The organism is Pseudoduganella guangdongensis (assembly GCF_009857475.1).
Taxonomy (GTDB): domain Bacteria; phylum Pseudomonadota; class Gammaproteobacteria; order Burkholderiales; family Burkholderiaceae_D; genus Rugamonas; species Rugamonas guangdongensis.
In genome coordinates this window covers 1-25,914 of the sequence record NZ_WWCJ01000033.1, presented here as the reverse complement: position 1 = coordinate 25,914, position 25,914 = coordinate 1, and the positions used below count along the sequence as shown (strand labels likewise).

At 66.9% G+C, this 25,914-nt stretch carries 20 protein-coding genes, 1 pseudogene and 1 riboswitch; of the genes and pseudogenes, 5 read left to right on the top strand and 16 right to left on the bottom strand.

Annotation, left to right across the window (positions count from 1 at the left end):
• The first annotated feature begins 220 nt into the window (after positions 1 to 220).
• Positions 221 to 1,294: pseudogene (locus GTP41_RS26175) on the top strand (serine hydrolase domain-containing protein).
• Here GTP41_RS26175 and GTP41_RS26170 read toward each other — a convergent pair.
• The 16 genes from GTP41_RS26170 to cobT form a co-directional block, all read right to left on the bottom strand.
• Entirely contained in the window at positions 1,286 to 3,199 is a 1,914-nt protein-coding gene (locus tag GTP41_RS26170; RefSeq protein WP_161028535.1) for a reverse transcriptase family protein, read from the bottom strand. The pseudogene GTP41_RS26175 and the gene GTP41_RS26170 overlap by 9 nt on opposite strands.
• A gap of 307 nt (positions 3,200 to 3,506) precedes the next feature.
• Positions 3,507 to 5,153, bottom strand: coding sequence for an SWIM zinc finger family protein (locus GTP41_RS26165; protein ID WP_161028534.1), 1,647 nt, complete (start codon positions 5,151 to 5,153; stop codon positions 3,507 to 3,509).
• The gene (locus GTP41_RS26160; protein ID WP_161028533.1) at positions 5,150 to 8,266 is read right to left on the bottom strand and encodes a hypothetical protein; all 3,117 of its coding nucleotides are present in this window, start codon (positions 8,264 to 8,266) and stop codon (positions 5,150 to 5,152) included. Before GTP41_RS26160 ends, GTP41_RS26165 begins: the two co-directional genes overlap by 4 nt.
• Before the next feature lie 85 nt (positions 8,267 to 8,351).
• On the bottom strand, positions 8,352 to 9,794 hold the full coding sequence (locus GTP41_RS26155) for a cobyric acid synthase (RefSeq protein WP_161028532.1): 1,443 nt from the start codon (positions 9,792 to 9,794) through the stop codon (positions 8,352 to 8,354).
• On the bottom strand, positions 9,791 to 10,663 hold the full coding sequence (locus GTP41_RS26150; RefSeq protein ID WP_229503093.1) for a cobalamin-binding protein: 873 nt from the start codon (positions 10,661 to 10,663) through the stop codon (positions 9,791 to 9,793). Before GTP41_RS26150 ends, GTP41_RS26155 begins: the two co-directional genes overlap by 4 nt.
• Complete coding sequence (gene cobD, locus GTP41_RS26145) at positions 10,660 to 11,640, bottom strand: threonine-phosphate decarboxylase CobD (protein ID WP_161028530.1); 981 nt, start codon at positions 11,638 to 11,640, stop codon at positions 10,660 to 10,662. Before cobD ends, GTP41_RS26150 begins: the two co-directional genes overlap by 4 nt.
• Entirely contained in the window at positions 11,633 to 12,622 is a 990-nt protein-coding gene (cbiB, locus tag GTP41_RS26140) for an adenosylcobinamide-phosphate synthase CbiB (RefSeq protein ID WP_161028529.1), read from the bottom strand. The genes cobD and cbiB overlap by 8 nt, the downstream gene beginning before the upstream one ends.
• Entirely contained in the window at positions 12,622 to 13,173 is a 552-nt protein-coding gene (gene cobU / locus GTP41_RS26135) for a bifunctional adenosylcobinamide kinase/adenosylcobinamide-phosphate guanylyltransferase (RefSeq protein WP_161028528.1), read from the bottom strand. Before cobU ends, cbiB begins: the two co-directional genes overlap by 1 nt.
• The gene (locus tag GTP41_RS26130; RefSeq protein ID WP_161028527.1) at positions 13,170 to 14,480 is read right to left on the bottom strand and encodes a cobyrinic acid a,c-diamide synthase CobB; all 1,311 of its coding nucleotides are present in this window, start codon (positions 14,478 to 14,480) and stop codon (positions 13,170 to 13,172) included. The genes cobU and GTP41_RS26130 overlap by 4 nt, the downstream gene beginning before the upstream one ends.
• Positions 14,474 to 15,076 carry a cob(I)yrinic acid a,c-diamide adenosyltransferase gene (gene cobO / locus GTP41_RS26125; protein WP_161028526.1) on the bottom strand — a complete coding sequence of 201 codons (603 nt, stop codon included), beginning with the start codon at positions 15,074 to 15,076 and terminating at the stop codon, positions 14,474 to 14,476. The genes GTP41_RS26130 and cobO overlap by 7 nt, the downstream gene beginning before the upstream one ends.
• The gene (locus GTP41_RS26120; protein ID WP_161028525.1) at positions 15,073 to 15,846 is read right to left on the bottom strand and encodes an ABC transporter ATP-binding protein; all 774 of its coding nucleotides are present in this window, start codon (positions 15,844 to 15,846) and stop codon (positions 15,073 to 15,075) included. The genes cobO and GTP41_RS26120 overlap by 4 nt, the downstream gene beginning before the upstream one ends.
• Before the next feature lie 2 nt (positions 15,847 to 15,848).
• Positions 15,849 to 16,871, bottom strand: a complete 1,023-nt coding sequence (locus GTP41_RS26115) for a FecCD family ABC transporter permease (RefSeq protein WP_161028524.1) — start codon at positions 16,869 to 16,871, stop codon at positions 15,849 to 15,851.
• A gap of 19 nt (positions 16,872 to 16,890) precedes the next feature.
• Positions 16,891 to 18,729, bottom strand: a complete 1,839-nt coding sequence (locus GTP41_RS26110; RefSeq protein WP_161028523.1) for a TonB-dependent receptor domain-containing protein — start codon at positions 18,727 to 18,729, stop codon at positions 16,891 to 16,893.
• A 69-nt stretch (positions 18,730 to 18,798) separates the two neighbouring features.
• A riboswitch (cobalamin riboswitch) is annotated at positions 18,799 to 19,019 on the bottom strand.
• Complete coding sequence (locus GTP41_RS26105) at positions 19,014 to 19,571, bottom strand: histidine phosphatase family protein (protein ID WP_161028522.1); 558 nt, start codon at positions 19,569 to 19,571, stop codon at positions 19,014 to 19,016. Its footprint overlaps the riboswitch before it by 6 nt.
• Complete coding sequence (locus GTP41_RS26100; protein WP_161028521.1) at positions 19,562 to 20,329, bottom strand: adenosylcobinamide-GDP ribazoletransferase; 768 nt, start codon at positions 20,327 to 20,329, stop codon at positions 19,562 to 19,564. The genes GTP41_RS26105 and GTP41_RS26100 overlap by 10 nt, the downstream gene beginning before the upstream one ends.
• Before the next feature lie 6 nt (positions 20,330 to 20,335).
• Positions 20,336 to 21,370, bottom strand: a complete 1,035-nt coding sequence (cobT, locus tag GTP41_RS26095) for a nicotinate-nucleotide--dimethylbenzimidazole phosphoribosyltransferase (protein ID WP_161028520.1) — start codon at positions 21,368 to 21,370, stop codon at positions 20,336 to 20,338.
• Positions 21,371 to 21,390: 20 nt separating this feature from the next.
• Between cobT and GTP41_RS26090 the strand changes: the two genes are divergently transcribed.
• Genes GTP41_RS26090 through GTP41_RS26075 form a run of 4 tightly spaced genes read left to right on the top strand, consistent with a single transcriptional unit; the run spans position 21,391 to position 25,824 of the window.
• On the top strand, positions 21,391 to 22,080 hold the full coding sequence (locus GTP41_RS26090) for a response regulator transcription factor (protein WP_161028519.1): 690 nt from the start codon (positions 21,391 to 21,393) through the stop codon (positions 22,078 to 22,080).
• Positions 22,067 to 23,308 (top strand): sensor histidine kinase, encoded by a 1,242-nt coding sequence (locus tag GTP41_RS26085; RefSeq protein WP_161028518.1) that lies wholly within the window; start codon positions 22,067 to 22,069, stop codon positions 23,306 to 23,308. Before GTP41_RS26090 ends, GTP41_RS26085 begins: the two co-directional genes overlap by 14 nt.
• A 46-nt stretch (positions 23,309 to 23,354) precedes the next feature.
• Positions 23,355 to 24,980 carry a phosphoethanolamine transferase gene (locus tag GTP41_RS26080; RefSeq protein WP_161028517.1) on the top strand — a complete coding sequence of 542 codons (1,626 nt, stop codon included), beginning with the start codon at positions 23,355 to 23,357 and terminating at the stop codon, positions 24,978 to 24,980.
• Entirely contained in the window at positions 24,970 to 25,824 is an 855-nt protein-coding gene (locus GTP41_RS26075) for a phosphatase PAP2 family protein (protein ID WP_161028516.1), read from the top strand. Before GTP41_RS26080 ends, GTP41_RS26075 begins: the two co-directional genes overlap by 11 nt.
• Positions 25,825 to 25,914: the final 90 nt, after the last annotated feature.

The following is a 25,914-nucleotide window of genomic DNA, read 5'->3' as shown; positions in this document are numbered from 1 at the left end:
TCCCGAACAGGACCGTGAAACGACTTTGCGCCGATGATAGTGCTGCAACCAGTGTGAAAGTAGGTTATCGTCAGGCTCTTATTAGAGAAAGCCCACCAGGCATGCGCCGGTGGGCTTTTTCGCTTTCTGAACCGGGAAACCGGGACTGACTTTCGGCACTTACCCCCGACTCCCGCAAGAACCAGAATGAGGCTCCATCCATCTCAAGGGCCACATTTCAATGCGTATCCTCATCTTCCTCATCTCGCTCCTGCTAACCGCCTGCGGCGGCAGCCGGCAAACAGCTGAACCCCTGATCAACGACGAGATGCGGGGCGAAATCGAAAAATTCCGTACCGAGAAAAACCTGCCTGCGCTGTCATTCGTGCTGGTCGATGAAGAGCGTATCGAGAGTTTCGCCACCGGCGTGCGCCGCGTCGGCGCCACGGGGGCGGTGCAGGATAATGACCGTTTCGAAATCGGCTCTTTGAGCAAGGCGCTGACGGGCAGCCTGATCGCCCGCCTGGTCGAGCTGAAGAAATTGCGCTGGGACGAAACGCTGGCGGAGGTCTTCCCGCCTGGCACGACGGCATGCAGCCACAGTTTAAAAGCGTAACAATCGAGCAGTTGCTGCAGCATCGGTCGGGCCTGCCCTATGACTTTGAAGAAGACGACATCGCGGCCTTGCTCCCCATTGCATCTGCAACGCCCGCCCCTCCACGCGCCGGGTTCTGCCTACCTCTATTCGAACCTAGGCTACATTGTGCTGGGCCTTGCGGCGGAAGCGCGGGGCGGCGATTCATATCGTGCACTAATGGGGCGTGAAGTGTTCGCACCGCTCCAGATGGCGGCGGACGTTGGCGCACCCGATGTAGCGCACCAGCCGCTAGCGGGGCACGTGTTGGGCGACACTGGTTGGCGGCCGGCGCCGCACACAGCGGACACCAGGATGTGGCTGGCAATGACAGAAGCTGCGGGCGGCGTCAGCCTTTCGTTGCGCGAGTATGGCAGGTATCTGCGGGAACAGCTGAAAGGCCTGGATGGCCAATCGGCCTTCCTGGGCCAAACCACCTTTGAACGAATCCATTCGCCGCTGACTGGCTACGGGCACGGATGGGGCGTGGCGCGCGACGCGCAACTAGGGCGCGTGAGCCAGCACAATGGCAGCAACGGCAACCACTTTTCCGTCGCGTTGGTGATGCGCGACCAGCGCCGCGCGCTGGCGATCAGTTGCAACTGCTATAGCGTGAAAGCCGTGGCCGACATTGAAACGTTTGCCGGCCAGCTGGCTTTGCGCGCGTCACGCTCAAAGTAGTTTGCGCAGCACGATTCCCAGCAATACCGCCAGGCACATATAGCTGAAATAGCGCAGCCAGTATGCGCGGTAGTTGCGCCATGCGGGGATGGCCAGCATCACCGCGAAGACCAGCGGCAGTGGCGTGTGGTACAAGCGGCACAGGCTGAAGGCGAGGTAGAGCTGGATCAGAATGCCAAGCCATGGCCGGTCGCTGAATTTGTAAGGTTCTTCCTGCTCCGCTGGCGGAGCTTCCGGTGCCTGGCGGCGTGTGGCGCGGGCCGACGGCCCAGCCCCCGCTGCAACAGCCGGCCGGCCGGACGCTGGCTTGGCTTTCTGCGCCTGCCTGTGCTCCAGCTTTTCCTGTTTGACCTGCTGCTGCGTCTTCTCCAGTTCCGGCGCGGCCGGAGCTTGCGCCTGCCAGAATCCAGCCCATGGTTCCTTGCCTTGCGCCGACAAAGCGCGGAAGCCGCTGCTACGCCGCGCTGCCTGTTCGCCGCCGTCCTGTGCCTGCGCGATCCACCTGGCGCGCGCGGCCCGCACGCGCTGCAGCAGCGGCGCGCCTTTTTCGGCATCGACCATCCGGATGAACTGCGCGTAGCCTTCCAGCGCATCGATCACATTCGCGTTGCCGTTCCACTGCTTACCCGCCGGCCCGTCCTTCTCCACCTGGAACAAGGTAGCGCGGAAACGGCGCAAGGTCTCGCGTTCCAGCGACAGCTTCTGGTTGACGACGATGCCGGTGACGCTCTGGCAATGGCCCGCGCCCATGACGTGCTGTTTCTCGGGGTGCGGGGTAAAGCCCTCGTCGGCGATGATTTGCTTGACGCGCCACAGCAGCTTGCCCGCGAGCTTGCGAGCGGCGGCATCGCCGGAGAAGGTCAGGTCATCGGCGTAACGCGTGTAGGTGAAGCCCAGTTTGGCCGCGCAGCTTTGCACGCGCGCGTCGAGGCGGCGGCACAGGATATTGGTCAGTGCCGGGCTGCTGGGCGCGCCTTGCGGCAGGGCGCGTTCGCCGGTGGCGACAAAGAACTTTTCGCCGTCGACGCTGACTTCCTCCGACGGCGTCTCGGTGCACAGCAGACCAAGCGTGGTGGCCAGCTGCTCGCTGTAGCCAAGCTCGCGGAAGATGCCTTTGATGCGCGGCAGCCCGATGGAAGGGAAGAAGTTCTTCAGGTCCAGGTTGACCACCACCGCCTTGCCGACGTGCGGCTGGGCGTTGCTGACGATCGAACGGCCCGGGACAAAGCCATGCGCGGCGGGATGCAGCGGCACCTTGGCCAGGATGTTGTCCAGCACCCAGTACTGCAAGCGTTTCACGCGCGGCATTGGCGCCGAGATAATGCGCTCGCCGCCGCTCTTCTTCGGCATGGCGAATCGGCGGTAATGGCTGATGCGCGATACGCGCCGCTCAAAGCTCAGGAAGCGCAATTCGGGCAGCGTGACGCCCATGGCGCTGGCCAGCTCCTGTGCATTATGCAGTGCCGGCAGCGACCAGCGCGCCAGCTTTTCGGCGTCGCCTTCGGCCTGGTTCAAACCGGCGGACACGCCTTCGCCCAGGTATAGCAGTTCGGTCGAGCGGCGCTGGTGCCAGGCCGTGGCCCGTTCAAAGCGTTCGCGCGCGCGGCGTTGGCGCGTTTCCTCGCGGCGCGCGCGGGCCTTGGTCAGGCGCTCCTTGCGCATGGCCTTGAGTGCGGCTTCCGGGTCCTGGACGGTACGCAGTTCCTGGCCCAGCTTGAGCAGGGCGGAGCTGAGTTCAGCCTCGCGCTGGACCAGCTGTTCCAGCTCGGAAGGCTGGCCGGTGCCGGACGGCCAGAAGCCGAGGCGCTGCATTTCTTCCAGCACGACTTCCTGGCGCGAGCTGGTACGCAGGCGCTCCATCAGTTCGGCGCGTGTGGTGATCGGCTTGGATTCGGTGGCGCTCATTGCAGGGCCTCCTGGCGAGGCGAGCGCGAAAGACGCAAGCACGGCGGGATCGTCATCGAAGAGCCTTTAGGACTGGGGCGCTCCACTCGATGCCATACGGCCCCGGTGTCGCGAATGGACTGCCGGGCAGTCACACCGTCTTGCGACACCGGGGCCTGTATGGCACTGTGAAGAGCGTGCCAGTGGCGCATGGGAAGAGCTGAATACGTGAACGGCGATGCGCCGTTCGGTTTGCAAGAGCCATCCCGCCGTGTTTGCTGAAACGAGTATATCAGTTCGTTTGCTTTTTTCATATCATCCATCATTGTCATGCCGCCTGCTGCGCCGCTTGTGCCATGCGCAATGCGAGCATGTGCGCGCAAGGGCCCTTGTGCATGCGGTTGAACGTGAAGTGGTTGCACTGGCAGGCGCCATCCACGATGCGTTCGTCCGCATCCAGGCGCAGCATGACGTGGTATTTGTGCTCGCCGTGTTTTGCCTGCGCGCTGATGCGGATGCTGCCGTCGGCGACGGCTTCCACCGCATGCTCGCTCATGGCGCGCAGGGTGACCAGCTTCTGGGCCTCCTCTTCCTGCGGGCTGGCAAAGCGCAGCGTGTCCAGCGGCAGCGGGTCGCGCGCCAGCTCGCGCAGGCGGTAGACGCCCTGCACCAGGTCGTAGACCACGCGGCCAGCCTGGGTGTACAGGGTGAGGGCGCGTTCCACCATTTTGCTATCGAGGCCGGTGTCGTCGGCCAGTTGGGCGGCGGTGGCGAACCAGCGCTTGCCCAGCGCGGCAAAGACCTTTTCCTTGCTGTCGTTGTCGATCTCGCCGCGCGGCGCCAGCAAGTCGAACTGGCCGGCATGGGACCAATCGTTGGCGGTCCATCCCGACAGGCCGAGCGTGAGCTGCATGTCCGGCATGTTGGCGATCCAGAAGCTTGGCAGGCCACTGCCCATCAGGTGCACGGTGAAGCTTTGCGCGACCGGGATCAAGCGCTCCAGCAGCAGCAGGCGGCGCCGGCCCCAGACGCGGATCTCTTCCGCCACGTTGCCCTGGTAAATGGAGCGGCGGCAGACCACTTCGTCGTTCCACGGCTCGAAGACGGCGCGCACCGGTTGTCCCGGGGACAGCACGAAACGGATCGAGCGCGGGCCGGCGCGTTCCTTCTTGCGCCGCAGTTGCAGGCAGAAGTTGTGCACGTCCATCGGGTGCAGGTCGAGCCGGCGCGCCACCATATTCATGGCGCTGCTCACCTGCAGGAAGCCGCGCACCCAGGTGTCCGGCACGTCGATCTTCTCTTCGATGAACTCGGGATCGTCGGCGGTCTTGACCTGGAAACCGCCCGGGTCGATCGACAAGCGGGTGCGCTTGTAGTCGCGGATTTTCTGGAATTCGTCGTACAGGCTTTCCGAGTAATCGATATTGGTGGTGCCGCAGGCAAAATCGCCGATGCGGTCGAACACGTTATGGCTGCAACTGAGCGAGGCGTAGCTCGACTCGTCGCGGCTGAAGCACTCGAAAAACACGCGGTCGGGGTGGACGGTGATGACCGGGTCGAGCGCGATCCACAGTTCGCGGTTGGTCTGGTAGAGGTAGTCGTAATACTTGGTCTGCGCCTCGTAGAAAGGCTTCATCAGGTGCGATTTACGCGATTGCAGCGCCTTCAACTCGCTGTGCAGGGGCTGCAGCTGCTCCTTCAAAGTGCTGGCGCGCGCCTGGTACTGGGCCAGCATCATTTGCTCATTCTGCGCCACCCACTCCTTGTAGGCCGTCTTGTCCTTCGGCTGGTAGCGCTGGTCGGCGACGACCACGTCGTGCAGGGCGCTGATCGCTTCGCGGAACGGAATGTGCTTGTTGATCTCGGCGACGAAGTGGGTCGGCGCGCGCAGCGTGTCGGGCACAAAGCGCATATCGGTCGAGGCGGCGCCGTTGCCGACGGAGGACTCGCCATAATAGCGGTACTGGAATCTCATGGCTTGCTTCCCTTGGCGGCGATAAGCGCCGGCGTATGGATCGTAATGGCGGCCGGCAGTTCCGGATAGCGGTGCTGGATGGCGCGCAGTCCTTCGATGTACTGGGCCTTGTCGGCAATGGCGACCGTGACCACCTGGCGTGCAAATACGCGCGCGACGAAGGCGGCAATGTCGGGCGACAGCTCGGCCTGGGCGCGCAGGAAGGCCTGCACCCGCGCTTTCACGACACGGCCGCGGTTCACCTGCGACAGCACGTTCAGGAAGTAGGGCTCAAGGCGCTGCAGCTTGGCCAGGTCGCCGGCGCAGGCGCTTTCCAGCCAGGCGCTGACGAAGAGCTGCATATTGGCTGACGGGTGCTGGCTCAGTTTGTCGAGCAGCTCGGTCACGTCGCCCACGTCGAAATGGCGGGTAATCATGGCGCGGCCAAAGCGCTGCGCGGCCGGGTCCTGGTGGTCGCACAGGTTCACCAGCAATAGCGGTGTCCAGTCGTCGCGCGTGCAGGCTTCGCTGAAGAAGGCGGCGGCGAACTCGCGGCTGTCGTCGAACCTGCTGTCGAAGATGCGCAGCGCAGCCTCCATGTGCTCGCGCACGCGCTGCGGGTCGGCGCGGAAAGCGGCGAAGGCCCACTGCCGCACGCTGGCGGTGGGATTGCGGCCGAAAGCGGCCCAGGCGGCCACGTCGAACTGCTCGTGGCGGAAGGCGGGCAGCAGGCGCGCGCCGAGCAGCAACGCGCCTTTGCTGCGCGCCGCCAGCAAGCGTTGCAGCAGGGCGCTGTCGGCCAGTTGCGGCTCGTCCTTGAGCGGGCCGCTGATCCAGGCCACGGCGTCGCGGTGCATGCCTTCCCCGGTCTCGCTGCGGAACACGGCGTCGAGCAAGCCTGCCAGCAAGGCCTGGCGGAAGGCCGGCTCGCCGGCGGCCAGGCGCTGGATGACGGCGTCGATGGCGCGCCGCACGCTGGCTTCCGCATGGGTGGCGAAGGTGATGATCAGTTCCGTCTGGGCTGCCAGCACATGGTCCGGCAGGCGGCCGAACAGGTTGACGGCAGCGCCGCGTACGGCGGCGTCGCTGTCCTGCAGCAGCGTGGCCAACCTGGCGCCGGGCAGCATGGCGGCAGGGGCCGCGTGCAGCATGAGCCATTGGCAGGCTAGCAGGCGCACCGCGGCCAGCGGGTGGGCCAGTAACTGCAGCAGGCGCTCGTAGGGCGCCGCTGCGGCGGCGGCGCCCAGCGGATTTTCGAGCAGCCATTGCAGGTCGTCGCCGATGGCCGGCACGGCTTGCGTCGCGTCGTCGATGTCGGCGCAGTTGTCCAGCCAGTCGAGCAATTGCATGACGATGGCCGGGGCCTGGCCGGGCAGGGCGGTTGCGACCTGGCACAGCATGCGGCCCTGGCGGCGCACCCCCTCCAGCGGCGCGCAGGCGATAGCGGCCACCAGCAGCGGGTCGGCGGCGTAGCGCAGCGGGTCGCGCACGATGCAGTCCAGCGCGTATTGCGTTGCTTCCGGCAGGGTGCACTGGATCAGCAGCAGCAGCCAGTCGGTGGGCGGCGTGCCGTCTTCAAAGCGGCGGCGCGCCACCTGGAAGGCAAAGCGCGCGGTCGACAGGTAGGGGCTGCGCAGCAGTTCGCGCACGGTGTCGAGCGGCAGGTCGGCGCAGAAGGCCTGATTGTCGGCCAGCGCGCGCGCCGCGAATTCATGCACGCCGCCGCAGCGGCTTTGCTGCAGCAGCGCGAGCAGGGCTTGCGGCTGCCCATCCCACAGTTCGGGGAAAGCTTCCTGGCGCCGCTCGTCGGCCTGGAGCGGGGCCGGCTGGTACCAGGCGGTGCCGGGGCGGTTGCTGCGCCACTGGCCGCCGGCGCGCAGCATGCGGTTGAAAACCAGCCAGAAGCTGTAGGCGTCGTAGGCGCGGCCATTGCGCACATGCGGCTGTCCCGCGCTGCTGTCGTCCATGGCGGCGAGTACGCCGAGCGCCATCGGGATGTAGTCGGGGTCGGCCGCTTCGCCCAGGCGGCGCAGCGTGCGCCAGCCGCGCCGGCGCAGATAGTCGCGCGTGCGCTGGCCGTAGGCGACCTGGCTGTCGGGCCGCGCTCCTTCCACCGCAAACCTGGTGTAGTTGCGGCGCACGTAAATCCATTGGCCGGTGGCGGTGTGGACATCGGTGTCGAAACGCTGCTGCAAAAGGCCGAACAATTCGGCGTCGCATGCCATTTCGGCCGCCTTGTAGACATGCCGCACGGTGCGGAAGGTGCCGGCTTGCAGGGGCAGGCGCCGCAGCTGGGTCAGCAGGATGCGGCGCGCCATCGGCTGGCACTGGGCGACCTGGTGCAACTGTTCCAGCCAGTCTGCTTTGGACAGACTGCGCCAGGCGTCGTTGTCGTTGGCCAGCGACAGCAGCTGTTGTTCGTCCTGCTGCTCCCAGGCCTGGCGCAGCGCTGCCGGCCAATCGGCGACCAGGCGTGCGGCGTGTTCGCGCAGGGCGGCCGCGTCGGCCAGCATCAGCCACGCTTGCAGGGCGATGCGGCGCACCGCATCGCTGCGGCCGCGCTGGTGCAGCTCCTGCATGGCGACGGCTGCGCCGCGATCGCCGCAGCGGCCGATGGCCCAGGCCAGGCAGTAGTCCTGCATGCTGTCGCCTTGCTCCAGGAGGCCGACCATGGCAGGAACGGCCTGGCGCACACGGCGTTCGCCGAGGCGCCAGAGGAGGCGGTTGCGGTGATGCTGGTCGAGCGCTTTCCAGCTGCCTGGTTCGAGCTGCCGCAGCAATGCGGTGGCGGCGGCATCCAGTTCGCGCTGGGGCGCGGCGGGGGCCGCTATCGCTGCAGCTGCCGCAGCTTGCGCTGGCGGCGCGCTGCTTGGCGCCGGGGCCTCGGCGGCGGGCTGGCTAAAGCCTTGCGCCGCGCGTTCCACCAGGGCCAGCTCGAATAGCGTTTCCGCCGTTTGCCAGTCCACCGGCTGCGGGGTGCGGGTGCTTTCGCGCCACTCCTCGCCGGTGCGGCCCTGGCGCAGGTTGACCAGGAAGCGGCCGGGGGACCCGGCTACTTCGCACAACTCAATTTCGCAATGGATGGTGGCGTCTTTTTGCCTGCGTTGCAGGCTGCTTTTCCGAATCAGCTTCACGGTGGGGATGGCCTTGATTTGTAATCTGCTTACTCAACAGATCGATGTTAGCCAATCCCGCAAGGGTTTGCAAATTCAGCAATACTCAATCGGGTAGTAACAGCCTGTCCATCAGCGGAGCGCAGGCTTGCGCCAGCCGATCCAGGCTAGCTTCGCGCAAGGCGTTGCTGTCCACCGTGTGCTGCGAATCCAGGCCGGCCCAGTGCAGCAGGGCGCGCCCGGCTTCCGGATGATCGAACAGGCCATGCAGGTAAGTGCCGAGCACCTGGCCGTCTTTGCCGATGGCGCCTTCCGGCCGGCCCTCAATGTGGAAAGCGGCTTGCGCCAGCGCGCCGCCGTGCGACACGCCCATGTGGATTTCGTAGCCGCTGACCGGGGCGTCGGCAAAGGCGCAACTGCCGGTCACTTGCGCCAGGCGCTTGTCGCGCGTCAGTTCGGTCTCCATATCGAGCAAGCCAAGGCCGGCGGCGCTACCGGCCTCGCCCTCCACGCCGTGCGGATCGTGCACCTGCGCGCCCAGCATCTGGAAACCGCCGCAAATGCCGATCACCTTGCCGCCATAGCGCAGGTGGCGCGCAATGGCTTGCGGCCAGCCGCCTTCCTTCAGCGCGGCCAGGTCGGCGCGCGTGTTCTTGCTGCCGGGGAGGACGATCAGGTCGGCCGGCGGAATGGCTTCGCCCTTGCGCACGAAACGCAGGTCCACCTCCGGGTGGGCGCGCAGGGCGTCGAAGTCGGTGTGGTTGCTCATGCGCGGCAGGCTTGGCACGACAATGCGGAAGGCCCCGCGTTCGGCTTGCACCGCCTGCACCGCGTCTTCCGCGTCGAGGTAAAGGCCGTGCAGGTAAGGCAGCACGGCGAGCACCGGCTTGCCGGTCTGCGCTTCCAGCCAGTCCAGGCCCGGTTCCAGCAGCTTGATGTCGCCACGGAAGCGGTTGATGACAAAGCCGATAATGCGCTTGCGCTCGCTCTCCGACAGGCAGGCCAGGGTACCCACGATATGCGCGAACACGCCGCCACGGTCGATGTCAGCGCACAGGATCACCGGGCAGTCGACCGCCTCGGCAAAGCCCATATTGGCGATATCGCGGTCGCGCAGGTTGATCTCGGCCGGGCTGCCAGCGCCTTCCACGATCACCGCCTCATACTGCGCCAGCAGGCGCTGGTGCGATTCCAGCACAGCGGCCATGGCCACCGTCTTGTACTGGTGGTAGTCGCGTGCATTCATGTCGCCGCGCACCTTGCCGTGGATGATGACCTGGGCGCCGATGTCGCTGCTCGGCTTGAGCAGCACGGGGTTCATGTCGGTATGCGCCGGCACGCCCGCCGCGATGGCTTGCAGCGCCTGGGCGCGCCCGATCTCGCCGCCGTCGATGGTGACGGCACTGTTCAGGGCCATGTTCTGCGGCTTGAACGGCGCCACCTTCACGCCGCGCTGCTTCAGCAGGCGGCACAGGGCGGCGACGATGGTGCTTTTGCCGGCATCCGAGGTGGTGCCCTGGACCATCAGGGTGCGGTAGGGGAAGCTCATTTTGCCGGGCGGTGCTTGCGCGCTTCTTCCAGCTTTTCGCACAGCACGGCGGTGCCGGCCACCATGCGCGGGCCGGCGCGGTTCAGCAGATCGCCCTGGATGGTGAACAGGTTGTCCTGGCGCGTGGCTTTCAGGGTCTTGTAGGGACGCCACAGGTTGACGCCGCCGTAGTCTTTTTCCGCCGTGCCGAAGATCGCTTCGGGATCCGCTTCCAGCACCGACTCAATGCTGACCACCGGCGCGGTGACTTTCTGGTCGGCGAAGATATTCTGGCCGCCGCACGCTTTCAGGGCGTCGCTGACGATATGCTCGCCGTTCAGGGTGTAGAGGGGTTTGTCCCATACCTGGTAGAAGGTGCGCACCGGCGGGCGTCCCGCGAACTGGGCGCGCAGCGCGGCCAGCTTCTGGCGCTGTTCTTTGGCGGCGGCATTGGCGGTGGTTTCAGTGCCCATCAACTTGCCGAGCTTTTCCAGGTTGTCAGCGATCTGGTCGAGCTTTTTCGGCTCGCTGTGGTACATGGGGATGCCGAGCTGGCGCAGCTGCTCGATCTGGCGTTCGGAGGAGCCGTGGCGCCAGATCACCAGCAGGTCGGGTTTCATCGCCAGCAGCCGCTCCATGTCCACCTGGCGGTTGTCTCCCACGCGCGGGATTTGCTTGGCCGCTTCGGGATAGTCGCTATAAGTGACTGCGCCGACGATCTTCTCCGCGCCGCCGGCGGCGAACAGCATCTCGGTCACGTGCGGCGCCAGGGCGACCACGCGCTGCGCCGGCTTTTGCAGGGTGACGGCCTTGCCGTCGTCATCGAGCACGGTGATGGCGGCATGCGCTTGCATGGCGCACAGGGCAGGGATCAGCAAGAGTTTTTTCATCGGTTTGTCCATTCATTGAATGCTAGTTCAAGGCGCTGCCAGGCTGCCTCGTCGGGCGGCAGTCCAAGGCGGATGCCGCGCGCAGCCTGCGGGAAAAGGCGCACCCAGATGCCGCGCTGCGCCATGTGATCGTGCAAGGCTTCGGCCTGCGCCTCGGGCCACCATTGGAACAGGGCCGTGCCGTGGCTGGCAAGGCCATGCCGGGCCAGCAAGGCGCGCAGGCGGGCGCCGTCGGCCTGCAGCCTGGCCTGCGCCGCTTGCTGCCAGGCGCTGTCTTCCAGTGCGGCGCGGGCCACTTGCTGCGCCGGGCCGCTGACGGCCCAGGGACCGAGCAGGTCGGCCAGCGGCGCCAGGATCGCTTCCTGCGCGGCGACGAAGCCGAGGCGCACGCCGGCCAGGCCGAAGAATTTGCCGACCGAGCGTAGCACGACCAGGCCGGGCGCCTGCGTGGCGTCGGCCACGCTGTGGGCGCCGTCGGTATCGGCGAACGCTTCGTCCACCACCAGCCAGCCGCCGCGCGCGGCCAGTGCGGCGGCCCATTCCAGCAGCTGCGCGCGCGGCACACAGGCGCCGGTGGGGTTGTTGGGATTGCAGACCACCAGCACGTCGGCATCGGCGACGGCGGCGCCAAGTTCGCTGTACGGCACGGCGCTGGTGGCGTGCCCATGTTGCGACCAGTGGTGCAGGTGTTCGGCGTAGCTTGGGCTGGCGACCGCCACGCGCGACGGCGCGCGCAGGCGGGGCAGGGCCTGGATCGCGGCCTGCGTGCCGGCGACGGCGAGCATGCGCGGCGCCTTGTAATAGCGTTGCGCCGCTTGCAGCAGTTGCGGGTCGTGTTCGGGCAGGCGGTGCCAGGCATCAGCCGGCAGGGCGGGAGCCGGGTAGCCGTTCGGATTGAGACCGGTGGACAGGTCGAGCCAGTCTTTGCTGCCGTAGCGCTGCGCGGCTTGGCGCAGTTTGCCGCCGTGTTCAAGCATAGTGGGCTCCATAGGCGATGGCCAGCATGGCCGCAAGCCACAGGCAGCTGGTGTTGCGCACCAGGCGCCAGGCGCGCGGGATGTCGGCTGCGACGGCGTCGCTGCCGGCGCCAAGCGGCGGGCGTTGTTCGATCTCGCCGCCATAGCTGGCGGCGCCGCCCAGTTGCAGGCCGAGGGCGCCGGCGCCGCTGGACATGACCGGGCCGGCGTTCGGGCTGCTCCAGGCCGGGGCCTGGCTGCGCCAGCAAGCCAGCGCGCGGCGCGTGCCGTTGGCGCCGGGGGCGAGCAGGGCGTAGGACATTGCGGTCAGGCGCGCGGGCAGGTAGTTGAGGGCGTCGTCGATGCGGGCGGCGCTGCGGCCGAACAGGTTGAAGCGTTCGCTGCGATAGCCCCACATGGCGTCCAGCGTGTTCGCCAGGCGGAACAGCACGGCGCCCGGGCCCCCGGCAATGGCGAACCAGAACAGCGTGCCGAAGACGGCGTCGTTGCCGTTTTCCAGCATGGATTCGGTGGCGGCTTTGGCCAGGTCGGTTTCGCCGGCCTGCTGCGTGTCGCGGCTGACGATGCGGGCGGTCAGGGCGCGCGCTTGCGGCAGGTCGCCGGCCTGCAGGGCGTGCCAGATGGGCAGCATGTGGTCGCGCAGGCTGCGCAGGCCGAGGCAGAAGTAGAGCAGGACGGCGTGCAGCGCAGCTTGCAGCGGCGCCGGCATTGGCTGTGCGCACAGCCATGCCGCCAGGGCGGCGCCGGGCAACACGGCCAGCGACCATGCCAGCAGGCCGCGTGTGAATTGCGACGCGTTCGAGGCGCTGGCCGCGTGGCGCGGGCCTGGGCGCAGGCGGTTCAGGCGCGCTTCGATCGCGCCGGCCATGCGGCCGAAGCCGACCAAGGGGTGGAAGCGCGAGACTTCGCCCAGCGCGGCGTCGAGCAGCATGCCGCCCAGCAGGGCGGCGGCGAACCAGTTCCAGTCAAGGCCCAGCAGCATCACGCGCCCTTCAGCATCAGCGGCAGACCTGCGGCGACGAAGGCGACGCGGTCGCAGGCGGCGGCAACGGCCTGGTTCAGGCGTCCCGCTTCGTCGGCGTAGCTGCGCGAGACGGCGCCCCAGGGCACGATGCCCATGCCGACTTCGTTCGACACCAGCACCACGTCGCCGCGATCAATGGCCAGTTCGGCCAGCAGCGCCGCGCGCTCCTGGTGCAACAGCGCCGGCAATTCGATGGCGCCGACGTCCGGGTACTGCCTGCCGTCGCTGAACATCAGGTTGGAAAGCCAGAGCGTGAGGCAATCGACCAGGACCAGGCGCTGCGGCGCGCGCCATTCGGCCAGCGCCGCCGCCAGTGCCAATGGCTGTTCGATGGTGCGCCAGTGCGCCGGGCGCTGCGCCTGGTGCTGCGCGATGCGCGCGGCCATCTCGGCGTCGCCGGCTGCGGCGGTGGCAAGGTAGACCACTTCCTTGCCGGAGCCTGCCGCCAGCCTTTCCGCATAGGCGCTCTTGCCGGAGCGCGCGCCGCCCAATACCAGGGTGCGCGTCATGCGGCGCTCCGCGTGAACATGGCTGCGACGGCGGCCGGGTTGGACGGGAAGTAGCCGTGGAAATAGGAGGCCTGCAGGGAGCCGAGCCGGTACACGGCTTCGCCGGCGGCGCCGCTTGGGTTCTTCTGCGTCGTTGCGGCGGCTGGCTGCGCGGTTTCCAGGCGCGAATAGTGGAAGGTGTGGCCGCGCAGCGGGCCGTGCGCGGTCGGCATGGCTTGCGCGCCAAGGCCGGCCAGGCGGGCTTGCATGGTTACTTTACCGGGCAGCAGGCCGGCCATCGGCCATTCCTGGCCTTCTTTGTCCTGCAGCGTTGCCGCCAGCGCCATCATGCCGCCGCATTCGGCCACAATAGGGAGGCCGTCGGCATGGGCCGTGCGCAGCGACGCTTGCCAGCGCTGGCCTGCCGCCAGGGCCGCGCCGTGCAGCTCGGGGTAGCCGCCGGGCAGGTAGACAGCCGTGGCGTCGCCCGGCACGGGTTGGTCGGCCAGCGGCGAAAAGTACGCCAGTTGCGCGCCCAGCGCCTGCAGCGTCGCCAGGTTGGAGGGGTAGAGGAACATGAAGGCCGCGTCGCGCGCAATTGCGATGCGCGCGCCCGCCAGCGGCAAGGCCGCGCCGTCCGCGTTGCAGGCTGGCGCTGCCGCGGCTGGCGCAGCGATGTGCGCCTCGGGCAGCGCGTCCCAGGCCGCCAGGTCCAAGGTCAGTTGATCGGCCAGCGTGTCGAGCAAATCATCCAGGCCCTCGACCTCGTCCGGCAATACCAGGCCCAGATGGCGTTCGGGCAGCGCCGCCGCCTGCTTGGGCAGGGTGCCCAGCAAGGGAATGTCGCGCAGCGAGGCAGCCACCATGGCCGCGTGTCCCGGGCTGGCGATACGGTTCGCCACCACCCCTGCCATGTCGACCGGGCCGTAAGCGCGCAGGCCGTGCACCAGCGCGCCCGCCGTCTGCGCCATGGCGCCGGCATCGATCACCGCCAGCACCGGCAAGCCGAACTCGCGCGACAGGTCGGCGGCGGAAGGCGTGCCGTCGTACAGGCCCATGACCCCTTCGACCAGGATGGCGTCGGCCTGCTGCGCCGCTTCGGCCAGCAAGGCGCGGCAACGCTCGGCGCCCACCATCCACAGGTCGAGCGATTCAACCGGGGCCCCGCAGGCGCGCGCCAGCACCATGGGATCGATGAAATCCGGCCCGCACTTGAAGACGCGCACGCGCCGTCCCGCGCGCACCAGCTTGCGCGCCAGGGCGGCCGTGACGGTGGTCTTGCCCTGGCCGGAAGCGGCGGCCGCGATCAGTACCGCGCGCGTTACCATTCCGTCCCCGGCTGGGCGGCGATGCCGGCTTTGAAGGCGTGCTTCACCACCGTCATTTCCGTCACCGTGTCCGCCACCTCGATCAACTCGGGCGGCGCGGCGCGGCCGGTCACCACGGCATGCTGCATTTCCGGGCGGTCCAGCAGGTCGGCGATCACTTCGTGCACATCCAGGTAGCGGTATTTAAGGGCGATATTCAGTTCGTCCAGCACCACCATGCCGTAGGAGGGGTCGCGCAGGAAGGCGCGCGCCTGCTCCCAGGCCTCGCGCGCCTTGGCGATATCGCGCTCGCGGTCCTGGGTTTCCCAGGTATAGCCCTCGCCCATGGCGTGGAAGCTGCACTCCTCCGGGAAGCGGCGCAGGAACAGCTCCTCGCCGGTCGACATGGCGCCCTTGATGAACTGCACCACGCCCACTTTCATGCCGTGCCCCATGGCGCGCATCGCCATGCCGAAACCGCTCGAGCTTTTGCCTTTGCCGTTGCCGGTGTTGACGATCAAGACGCCGATGTTCTTGTCGGCCGCCGCGATCTTGGCGTCGATGATGGCTTTCTTGCGCTCCATGCGGTCGCGGTGGCGTTCGTTGATATCGCTCATGCTTGCGGACTCCCGGGAATAAAGATGCTGCGTTCGCCGTGGCGGACGATTTCGATTGGATGGTCTAGGTATTCGCTCAGCAGCGCAGGCTGCATCACGTCGGCGGTGGTGCCGGCCAGCCAACGCCCGTCGCCCATCAGCAGCAGGGCGTGGCTGGAAACGCTGTGCGCCAGCGTCAGGTCGTGGCCCACCATCACCACGGTCTTGCGCTGTTCGCGGCACAGTTTGGACAGCAGCGACATCACGCTCACCTGGTGCGCCAGGTCCAGCGCGTTGGCCGGTTCGTCCAGCAGCAACAGCGGCGTGTCTTGTGCCAGCATGGCGGCAATCGCCACGCGCTGGCGCTCGCCGCCCGACAGGGTGCGCACATCGCGCGCCGCCAGGTGGTCCACCTCCATCGCCGCCAGGGCCGCCAGGGCGGCCTGGTGGTCGTCGCTGTTTTCCCAATAGCGGTTGTCGTGGTAAGGGTGGCGCGCCGAGAGCACGGTCTCGATCACGGAATACGAGAAGGCGTCGTTGCGCGCCTGCGCCAGGAAAGCGCGCTTGCGCGCCAGCTCCTGCAGCGGCCAGTCGGCCAGGGCGCGGCGGTCGATGCTGACATGGCCGCCGTCGGCGTCGCGCAGGCCGGCCAGGGTGCGCAGCAAGGTGCTCTTGCCGGCGCCATTGCGGCCGATCACGCTCCAGCATTCGCCGTCGCCGACCTGCCAGTCCAGCTGCTCGACCAGGGTGCGCTTGCCCATGGCCAGGCGTAGTTGATGGGTAGCGATCATATTTACTTCCTCAGCCGGTGCAGTTGATACAGGAAGACCGGGGTGCCGACCAGGGCCGTCACCACGCCGGCCGGCAACTGTTGCGGCGCGATGATGGTGCGCGCCAGCGTGTCGGCCAGCACCAGGTAGGCGCCGCCCACCAGGGTGGCGCATGGCACCAGCAGGCGGTGGTCGGGGCCGAAAGCAAAGCGGCAGGCGTGCGGCACGATCAGGCCGACAAAGCCGATGCTGCCGGCGGTGGTCACGGCGCTGGCGGTCAGCAGGCCGGAACAGAAAAACAAGCCTTTGCGCATGGCGCCGACGCGGATGCCCAGGGTGGCAGAAGCCTCGGCGTGCAGCGCCATCACGTTGAAGGAGCGCGCCGCGCGCAGGGCGAAGGCCAGGCAGCCGGCCAGCACGAACCAGGGCAGCCAGCGGATCGGGGAGCCGGACAGGTCGCCGATCAGCCAGAACACCATGGTGCGCAGGCGGCTTTCCGGCGCGATGGAGAGCATCAGCGTCACCAGGGCGATGCAGCCGGAGGACAGCACCACGCCGGTCAGCAGCAGCATGGCGGTGCCGCCTTCGGCCGCCGTGCCGCCGCGCAGGTCGCGCCGCGCCAGAAAGTACAGCAGCATGGAGACGATAACCGCCCCGGCGAAGGAGGCGGCATCGACCACCCAGGCCGCGCACATGAACAGCAGCGCAGCCAGGGCGCCGACCGAGGCGCCGGAGGAAATGCCCAGCACATACGGGTCGGCCAGGGGATTGCGCAGCAAGGCCTGCATCATGACGCCGGCCAGCGATAGCGAGGCGCCAGTGACGAAGGCCGTGGCGGCGCGTTCGGTGCGCAGGCCGATCAGGTGGCCATACAGAGAAGTCGGCTGCCCGCTGGCCCACTCGCGCAGGGCGCCCGGCAAATCAGCCAGCGGGATGCTGACCGAGCCGATCATGCCGGCGGCCGCCAGGCTTGCCAGCGACAACAGCACCAGCAGGATGATGACAGTGGCGGCGCGCAGGCGCAGCTTGGCGGAAAGTGGGTGCATAGCGGGCAGCTTATCTCATTTATTTATAGCCGAAGCGCAGGCCGGCATACACGCTGGAACCAGCGGTGCCGTACAGGCGCGCAACTTCATACTGCTTGTCGGCCACGTTGTTCCAGCGCAGGGTGGCCGACCAGGACGGGGCGAAATACCAGGCCGCGTACAGGTTCAGCAAACCGTAGCCGCCCAGGCGGTTGCGGTTGGCTGCGTCGTCGTAGCGCTCGCCCGAGACTTGCCATTCGGCGCCGCCGCGCAGGCTGCCGGCAGTATATTCCAGCGCCACATTGCCGTGGCGCTTGGCGCGCCGCTGCAACTGCTTGCCGGTGCTGTCGTCGCGCGGGTTCTGGAGATCAGCCGCGGCCTCCAGGGTGAATGCGCTACCCAACTGCTGGCGCGCCGACAGGGTGATGCCTTCCAGCGTGGCGTGGTTGACGTTGTAGGCGCAGCCGCTCTTGAAGCCGGGTTTTGGACACGGCGTGGTGTTAAGCAGCAGGTCGGTCAGCTTGTTGCGGTAGGCGGTGGCGCCGAGCGTGGTGCCGTTGTGGTCGAAGCGGATGCCGATCTCGCGGTTGCGGCCTTCTTCCGGACGGTTGCTTTCCAGGCCATAGCCCGGGTAGTACAACTCGTTGAAGGTTGGCGCGCGGAAGCTGGTGCCGTAGCTGGCGTTCAGGCGCAGGGCAGGGGTGATGCGGTAGCCGTAGCCCAGCGAGCCGGTGTTCTGCGAGCCGTATTGCGAGCTGTCGTCGTTGCGGGCGGCGGCGGCCAGCAGGTGGTCGCCGCGCTGCATGTTGTAGCTGGCGGCCAGCGACCAGGTGCTGCGCTCGCGCTCCATGGCGCTGGTGTTCGACTCCACTTCCTCTTTGCGGTACTCGGCCAGCAGTTGCAGCTGGTCCTGACCCAGCGCGATGTCGTTCTGCCAGCTGTACATGGTCTGCTTGGTGTCGATGCGGCTGGCGCTGGCGGTAAAGCTGCCGGCCTTGTCGCGCGACTGCGCGGCCTGGGTCGTCATGTGCCAGGCGCTGCTCAGGCGGTTGCGCGAAGAGAGGGCGAAGGTGTCCAGCTTTTGCGTATTCCAGGCGCGCACGGTGGCGCCGCTGTCGAAATCGGATTCCTGGTCGATATGCGTGAACAGGGCCGACAGCTCATGGCCGGGCGCCATTTGCCAGGACAACTGGCCGTTGGCGTGCTTGCGGTCGTAGCCGTCGTCGTCTTTGTTATAGCTGCTGATGCCGGGCAGGGTGGACGAGAAACCGTCGGCGCGCTCCTTGCCGGCGCTGAGGGCGTAGCTGAAAGCCCCCTCCTGGCCGGAAATGCCGGCGCGGCCGGCGCGCGTGCCGTAGCTGCCGGCCAGGATGGCGGCGTCCAGTGCCAGGGGACCCTGGCCCTTCTTGGTGAAAATCTGGATCACGCCGCCGATCGCATCGGCGCCGTAAAGGGTGCTCAGGGGACCGTACACCACCTCGATGCGGTCCACCGCGCCCACCGGGATGGCGTTCCAGGCCGCTGCACCGCTGGTGGCGGAGGCGATGCGCACGCCGTCCAGCAGCACGATCACCTGGTTGCTGTTGGCGCCGCGCAGATAGACGTTGGAGTTGGTGGCGCTGCCGCCGTTGCGGGTGATTTCGACGCCGCGCTGGCGCTGCAGCACTTCGGTGATCGAGCCGGCGCCGCTGCGGGCGATTTCCTCGGCGCTGATGCTAAGCGTATCGCTGATGGTGTCGCGTGCTTCCTGCGGCGTGCGGGTAGCGGTGACGACAACGGAATTCAGGACAGGGGTCTGGACTTGGGCTTGGGCTGCAGGTACGGCAACGGCCAGTGCCAGCGACGCGAGGGCCGCTTGCCGGATGGCGGGAGAGGTCATGTCATTTTCTTCAGTGAGCCGCCGGCCCACGTCCCCGTAAGCCGGCTAGAAAGGGAACGGGCGCAGGGCGCGTTCCCACCTGGTCTGGCCGGTATCCGGGCTGGCAAGTATGGCGGCCTGGCCTTCCCATGCTTGCGCACAGTGGCTATGAGACCGCTGCCGCTCCATCAGGGCGGCACTTGCTTACCGTTGCGGGGGCAGCACACGTTGGCTGTCAGGGACAGTATCGTGTTTCCCGTTTAACTGCTTTCGAGACTTCGAACGCGAGCACCAAAACCCCGCCATTATACGGGCTTGGCGGCTTGGGCGGGCCAGGTCAAGCGCAGGATCGAACAATACTTGACCTGGTTTGGCTTCTGCGCCGCATGCAGCAGGGGTTCCCCGGCGGCCATGGCGGCCATCAGGCGCATGGTGCCGGCATGGCAAACGATGACGGCGCCTTGCTGCCGATCATGCAGCTGGTACAGGAAGGATTGCACGCGCGCTGCCACTTCGCGCACCGTCTCGCCGCCGCCGGGACGGTAGTCGAGCAGGTCGGCGGCCCAGGCATCGACCTCGGCGCGCGGGATATCGGACCAGGCGCGCAGCTCCCAGGCGCCAAAATCCATCTCGGCCAGGCGCGCGTCCAGCGTGGGCGCGCCGAGCAGGCCGGCCAGGGCGCTGCAGCGTCGCAGGGGGCTGGAATACAGGTGCGCACCGCGCGCCAGCAGGGGCGCCAGCTGCGGCGTCAGGGCGGCATGGCCTTGCGCCAGCGCGGCGGCGGCGGCGGGAAGGTCGCTGCTGCCGTAGCAGACGCCCGGCGCAACTTCCGGTTGCGGATGGCGGATGAGGATCAGTTCCACAGGCAGGCCAGCACGCACAGGTAAAACACGGCTTCCGACAGCTGCTGCACGGCGCCCAGGCAGTCGCCCGTGTAGCCGCCCAGGCGCTGCTGGAACTTGCGCGCGAACCAGAGTGTCGCCAGCAGCATGCCGCCCAGGCCCGCCCCCAGCGCCGCCGGCGGCAGCCAACCCAGCGCCGCCACGGCGCCCGCCGGTAGCGCCGCGCACAGTGCGGCAATGGCAAACTCGCCGCTGCGCATCTCCTGCGCCAGCGGCTTGGCCTTGCCTTCGGCGCGCGCGTATTCCATGCGCCAGATCAGTGAGCACGCCATCAGGCGCGACAGGGGATGCGCCGCCAGCAGCGCGCCCAGCGCAGCCAGCATGGGCAGGCTGGCCAGCGCCGCCACCTTGGTCGCCAGCATCAGGATGATGCCGATGGCGCCGTAGGCCCCGATGCGCGAATCTTTCATGATTTCCAGCACGCGCTCGCGCGTCAGGCCGCCGCCCAGGCCATCGCAGGCGTCGGCAAAGCCGTCTTCGTGGAAGGCGCCGGTGGCATAGATCCCGGCTGCGGTGGAAAGCAGCACGGCGACCGGCAGCGGCAGCACCATGGCCGCCGCCGCATACACGGCACCGGTAATCGCGCCCACCACCAGCCCCACCAAAGGGAAGTAGCGCGAGGCGTGGTGCAGCCAGTCCGGCTCAAAGCCGACCCAGCGCGGGATCGGCAGGCGCGTAAAGAACTGCAGCGCGATGAAGAAAAGGCGCAGCTGCTGCATCGTTGCTTACTCGGACTTCTCGCTGACCTGGGCCGATTCGAACGTCGCCATCTGGTTCAGGAAATTGACGGCGGCCTGCAGCAGCGGCACGGCCAGGGCGACGCCGGTGCCTTCGCCCAGGCGCAGGCCCAGGTTCAGCAGCGGTCGGGCGCCGAGGAAGTTGAGCATGCGCTGGTGGCCGCTCTCGTCGGAGCAGTGCGAGAACACGCAGTAGTCGAGCACCGCCGGCTGCAGGCGGGCCGCCGCCAGCAGGGCGCTGGTGACGATAAAGCCGTCGATCAGCAGCACCATGCGGCGTTCGGCCGCCTTCAGCATGGCGCCCGTCATCATGGCGATCTCCAGGCCGCCGAAAGTGGCCAGCGCCTGCAAGCCGTCTTGCGCGCCGGCGTGCAGGGCCATGGCGGCTTCGATCACGCGCTGCTTGTGCGCCACGCCCTCGGAAGTCAGGCCGGTGCCGGCGCCCACGCAGTCCGCCACTGGAATGCCGGTCAGGCGGTGCATCAGGGCCGCCGCGGCGGTGGTATTGCCGATACCCATTTCGCCGAAGCCCAGCACATTGCCCGGCAGCTCGGCCACCAGGTCCATGCCGCACTGGATCGCCTCCATGCACTGCTGCGCCGACATGGCCGGCTGCTGCGCAAAGTTGGCGGTGCCGTGGGCGATTTTGCGGTTGACCAGGCCTTCGCGCTGGCCGAAATCGTGCTTCACACCGGCATCGACCACCTTCAGCAGGCAGCCGTTCTGGCGCGCGAAGACGTTGATCGCGGCGCCGCCGGCCAGGAAGTTCTCCACCATCTGCCACGTCACATCCTGCGGGAAGGCGGAAATGCCCTCCGCCACCACGCCATGGTCGCCCGCGAACACCAGGATGGCAGGCTCGCGCAGCTCCGGCCGGGTGGCCTGCTGGATCATGCCGACCTTGTGCGCCAGTCCTTCCAGCGCGCCCAGGCTGCCCAGCGGCTTGGTCTTGTTGTTGATGGCGCGCTCCAGCTGGGCCGCGAGGGAATCGTCCTTGAGAGGAGGGATGTGTGGGATAGTCATCGCGGAATTATAATGCCCCGATGCGGATACTTATCATTGAAGACAATAAGGATATTGTCGCCAACCTGTACGGCTTCCTCGAGCCGAAAGGCTATGTGCTGGACACCGCAGCCAATGGCTACGGCGGGCTGGCGCTGGCGGCCGAGCAGGAGTACGACGCCGTGGTGCTGGACGTGATGCTGCCCGGCCTGAACGGCCTGGAGTTCTGCCGCAAGCTGCGCGGGGAGCTGGGGAAAGCCACCCCGGTGCTGATGCTGACCGCGCGCGACACGCTGGAAGACAAGGTGGCCGGCTTTGAAAGCGGCGCCGACGACTACCTGGTCAAACCCTTCTCCCTGGTGGAGCTGGAGATCCGCCTGCGCGCCCTGGTGCGGCGCGCGCGCGGGGCCCAGGCCAGCGCACCGGTGCTGCAGTTCGGTGAATTGAGCTTCGACACCGTCCACTACGAGGCGCGCCGCGCCGGCCACCCGCTGGCGCTGACCCGCACCGGCTACACCATCCTCAAATGCCTGATGAAGGACGCGCCGCGCGTAGTGTCGCGCGACACGCTGGAGCACGAAGTGTGGGGCGACGAGCGCCCCGACAGCGACGCGCTGCGCACGCATATCCACGCGCTGCGGCAGGCGCTGGACAAACCCTATCCATTCGCCATGCTGCGCACGATCCCGGGCATCGGCTACAAGCTGGTGACCCCGGATGAAGAAAACTGATTCGCTGCGGCGTCGCATTATTGCCGCCTATATGATGTTCGCCTTTGCCGTCTCGGCCTTTTTCGGTTTGATTGCGGCGCTGGCGGTCGAGGGCATCGAGGAAAAGCTGGTGGACGAACGGCTGGCGGAGGTGGCCCGCTGGTCCATACCCCGGCATAGCGCGGGCATGTCGGTCGTGATGCCAGCCGGGTTGACCTTCCATCATGACGAGGAAATCCCCCACTCGCTGCGCGGCCTGCCGCACGGGGTGCGCGAGATTACGGTCGACGGGGTCGACCTGCACGTCCTGGCGGGGCGCGACGACCACGGCGAGTTCGTGGTGGTGGACCACGATAGCGAATACGAAAAGATTGAAATCGTGGTGTATTCGATGTTCGCCGCAGGCCTGCTGGTGTTCATTGCCTGCTCCCTGATGCTGGCGCGCTACCTTGCCAACAGCGTGGTGGCGCCCATCGCCTCCTTGTCGCGTGCCGTGAGCGAGCGCCAGGACGATTTGCCCTACCTTGGGCGCGAAGACGAACTGGGCACCCTGGCGCGCGCCTTCGCCGGCCGCACGGGTGAACTTAAGCAATTCCTCGAACGCGAGCGCTTCTTCACCGGGGACGTGAGCCATGAGCTGCGCACGCCGCTGACGGTTATCAGCGGCGCGGCCGAAGTGCTGATGTCCCGCACGGCAAACGACGACGCCTTGCACGCGCCCGCAGAGCGGATCTACCGTGCCGCGCGCGAGGCGAGCGATGTCACCTCGGTCCTGCTGCAGCTGGCGCGTTCGCCGCAGGCGATGGATGGGCCGGAGCAATCCATGGCGGCCTTGGCGCAAGCCGAAGTGGCGCGCTGCCAGCCGCTATTGGCGGGAAAACCGGTAGCGCTGCGCTTTGACGGCGGCCGCGACTTCACCGCGCATGGCGCGCGCGAGCTGCTGCTGGCGCTGATCGGCAACTTGTTGCGCAACGCGTGCGCCTATACCGAACAGGGCGAAGTGGTAGTGCGCCTCGGCCAGCGCACGCTGGTCGTGGAAGACACCGGCCCCGGCCTGCCGGCCGCCGCCCTGGTCCGCCTGCGCGGGGAGGCTGCGCCGGAAGGCGATGGCATTTCCGCCGGTAGTGGACTGGGCCTCGGCCTGGTGCAGCGCATCTGCAAGCACTTGGGACTGGCGTTGCAAGTCCAGCAACGCGATGGCGGCGGCACGCGATTTGAGGTCGGCTTTCCCGATTTAACGCAAACTTAACGCCGCCTTCACGGACCTTTTACCGCCGACTGCCTATTCTGCGGGGATGAAATTTTCCCGCATCGACTCCGCCTATTTGCCCCTGGCCGCATCCTCCCTGCTGGTACTGGCCTATAACGCCAGCTTCTGGCAGCGCTTTATCACGGCCGCCGGCGGCTTGCGCCTGGATAAGCTGCTGGTATATCTCGGCGCCTGTCTGTTGCTGGTAACGGTATTCAGCGCCGTGCTGGCGCTGGTGAATTACCGCCGCCTGTTCAAACCAGTGGTGATCGCCCTGCTGCTGCTCTCGTCCGTCACCGCCTATTTCATGTCGCAGTACGGCGTGGTGGTGGACGCGTCGATGGTGCAGAACGTGGTCGAGACGGACGTGCGCGAGGCGGGTGAGCTGTTTAGCTGGAAGCTGGTGCAGGTTGTCGTCCTGTTTGGGCTGCTCCCGTCATGGCTGGTGTGGCGCCTGCCGGTGCAATACCGGCCGCTGCGCCGCGCACTCGTGGCCAATGGTGGGGTGATGGCGGTGTCGCTGCTGCTGGCGCTAGGGCTGCTCTTCGTCATGTTCAAGGTTCTGGCCCCTATTGTGCGCGAACACCGCGAGCTGCGCTTCATGCTGACGCCAACCAATGTGTTCCAGGCGGCGAATGGCTATGTCAAGCAGAAGTGGGCCACCCCGACCGTCGTCGCCCCTTTGGGCACCGATGCGGCCAAGGGCAAACGTTGGGCCCTGGCTGGCAGCCAGCAGCGCGTTGTGACCATTATCGTGGTCGGCGAAACAGCGCGCGCGAAGAACTTCTCCCTCAACGGCTACGGGCGCCAGACGAATCCCTACCTGTCGCAGGAGCGCGAGCTTGTCAATTTCACCAATGTGAGCTCGTGCGGCACGGCGACTGCGGTCTCCCTTCCATGCCTTTTCTCGGATTTGACGCGCGCTGGCTATACAGAGGAAAAGGCGCGCAGCAAGGAAGGCCTGCTGGACGTGCTGCGCCACGCCGGGCTGGAGGTGCTATGGCGCGACAACAACTCCGGCTGTAAAGGCGCCTGCGCGCGGGTCGGTTTCGAGGACATGTCCAAGCCAGTTGCCGGCAACCCGCTGTGCAATGATGAAGAGTGTTATGACGAGCGCCTGCTGGAGGGGCTGCCGGAACGCATCCGCAGTGCCGGCAAGGACATGGTCATCGTCCTGCACCAGAAGGGTAGCCACGGCCCCGCTTACTGGAAACGCTATCCGCCGGGCTTTGCCAAGTTCGCGCCCGAATGCCGGACCAATGAGCTGGATCAGTGTTCGCGCGACGAGATCGCCGCCGCGTACGACAACAGCATCTTGTATACGGACTACTTCCTGTCCAAAACGATCGCCGTGCTGAAGGACGCGGGCATTCCGGCATCCATGCTCTATTTTTCCGACCACGGCGAGTCGCTGGGCGAGAAGAATATGTACCTCCACGGTGCGCCGTATGTCTTTGCACCGGACGAGCAGCGCAAAGTGCCCATGATGCTGTGGATGTCGGATAGCTTCAGCCAGCGCTTCCGGATTGATCGCGGCTGCCTTGCCGCGCGCAGCAGCCAGCCGTTCTCACATGACAACATCTTCCATTCCGCGCTTGGCATGCTCGATGTAAGCACCGCAGTACGAAATCCAAAGCTGGACCTGTTCCAGGCATGCATCCATGACGCGTAACGCCTTGCGGGCTGCGCTGGCGCTGGCAGCGTCGGCCACCCTGATCCTGTGGCTCGGCCAGTGCACGGATATCGACCTGCGCCTGGCCGACATGGTGTACGACCGCGCCCGCAGTGCGTTCCCCCTGCGGGAAGCATGGTTTGCCGAACAGTTCAACCACGTGATCCTGAAAGCCGTGCTGGCATGCATGGCGTGCGGCACCGTGCTGCTGGCCCTGCGCGATGCTTGGCGGCCCTACCTGCATTGGGCGCCAGAGCGCCGGCTCGGCATGCGTGTCCTCGCCATGTCGGCGCTTGGCGTCCCGCTGGCGACCAGCCTCCTGAAGCAGGCCAGCAGCAGCCACTGCCCCTGGGACCTGGAACGCTACGGCGGCACGGCGCCCTATATACGCCTGTTCGAATGGATGCCCAGCGCAGTGCCGCCCGGCCACTGCCTGCCCGGCGGGCACGCTTCGAGCGCGCTATGGCTGGTCGGGCTGGCCGCCTTCTGGTGGCCGCGCCAGCCGCGCACAGCAATCGCCACTGGCGGCGCCATGCTGCTCTTCGGAGTGGGTGTCGGCTGGGTGCAGCAATTACGGGGCGCGCACTTCCTCACGCACACCCTGTGGTCAGCGTGGATCGCTTGCGCCATCACGATAGCGAATTATTCACTTGCAAAGCGCTCGTACATTCGCTATAGTTCTGTCCCTCGCAACGCACCGCAGACAAAACTGCAGAGTGAAGCGAGAAAAGAAGGGGTTGACGAGTTGCACGCTGTACCGCATAATCTCGCTTCTCTGCTGCTGACGAACACAACGCTTCGTCAAACAAACAAGCAGCGATCTTTAAAAATCAACAGTCGATAAGTGTGGGCGTTTGACGATATGCCCGGACCTTCGGGTCCGATGCTCAAAATATACGTTATAACGCTCGCACAAAATATATTAAACGTAATC

Coding starts and splice junctions, on each gene's coding strand:
- GTP41_RS26170 (WP_161028535.1), bottom strand. CDS start 3,199: ATGAGCGCCACCGAATCCAAGCCGATCACCACACGCGCCGAACTGATG.
- GTP41_RS26165 (WP_161028534.1), bottom strand. CDS start 5,153: ATGAGATTCCAGTACCGCTATTATGGCGAGTCCTCCGTCGGCAACGGC.
- GTP41_RS26155 (WP_161028532.1), bottom strand. CDS start 9,794: ATGAGCTTCCCCTACCGCACCCTGATGGTCCAGGGCACCACCTCGGAT.
- GTP41_RS26150 (WP_229503093.1), bottom strand. CDS start 10,663: ATGAAAAAACTCTTGCTGATCCCTGCCCTGTGCGCCATGCAAGCGCAT.
- cobD (WP_161028530.1), bottom strand. CDS start 11,640: ATGCTTGAACACGGCGGCAAACTGCGCCAAGCCGCGCAGCGCTACGGC.
- cbiB (WP_161028529.1), bottom strand. CDS start 12,622: ATGCTGCTGGGCCTTGACTGGAACTGGTTCGCCGCCGCCCTGCTGGGC.
- cobU (WP_161028528.1), bottom strand. CDS start 13,173: ATGACGCGCACCCTGGTATTGGGCGGCGCGCGCTCCGGCAAGAGCGCC.
- GTP41_RS26130 (WP_161028527.1), bottom strand. CDS start 14,480: ATGGTAACGCGCGCGGTACTGATCGCGGCCGCCGCTTCCGGCCAGGGC.
- cobO (WP_161028526.1), bottom strand. CDS start 15,076: ATGAGCGATATCAACGAACGCCACCGCGACCGCATGGAGCGCAAGAAA.
- GTP41_RS26120 (WP_161028525.1), bottom strand. CDS start 15,846: ATGATCGCTACCCATCAACTACGCCTGGCCATGGGCAAGCGCACCCTG.
- GTP41_RS26115 (WP_161028524.1), bottom strand. CDS start 16,871: ATGCACCCACTTTCCGCCAAGCTGCGCCTGCGCGCCGCCACTGTCATC.
- GTP41_RS26110 (WP_161028523.1), bottom strand. CDS start 18,729: ATGACCTCTCCCGCCATCCGGCAAGCGGCCCTCGCGTCGCTGGCACTG.
- GTP41_RS26100 (WP_161028521.1), bottom strand. CDS start 20,329: ATGCAGCAGCTGCGCCTTTTCTTCATCGCGCTGCAGTTCTTTACGCGC.
- cobT (WP_161028520.1), bottom strand. CDS start 21,370: ATGACTATCCCACACATCCCTCCTCTCAAGGACGATTCCCTCGCGGCC.
- GTP41_RS26090 (WP_161028519.1), top strand. CDS start 21,391: ATGCGGATACTTATCATTGAAGACAATAAGGATATTGTCGCCAACCTG.
- GTP41_RS26085 (WP_161028518.1), top strand. CDS start 22,067: ATGAAGAAAACTGATTCGCTGCGGCGTCGCATTATTGCCGCCTATATG.
- GTP41_RS26080 (WP_161028517.1), top strand. CDS start 23,355: ATGAAATTTTCCCGCATCGACTCCGCCTATTTGCCCCTGGCCGCATCC.
- GTP41_RS26075 (WP_161028516.1), top strand. CDS start 24,970: ATGACGCGTAACGCCTTGCGGGCTGCGCTGGCGCTGGCAGCGTCGGCC.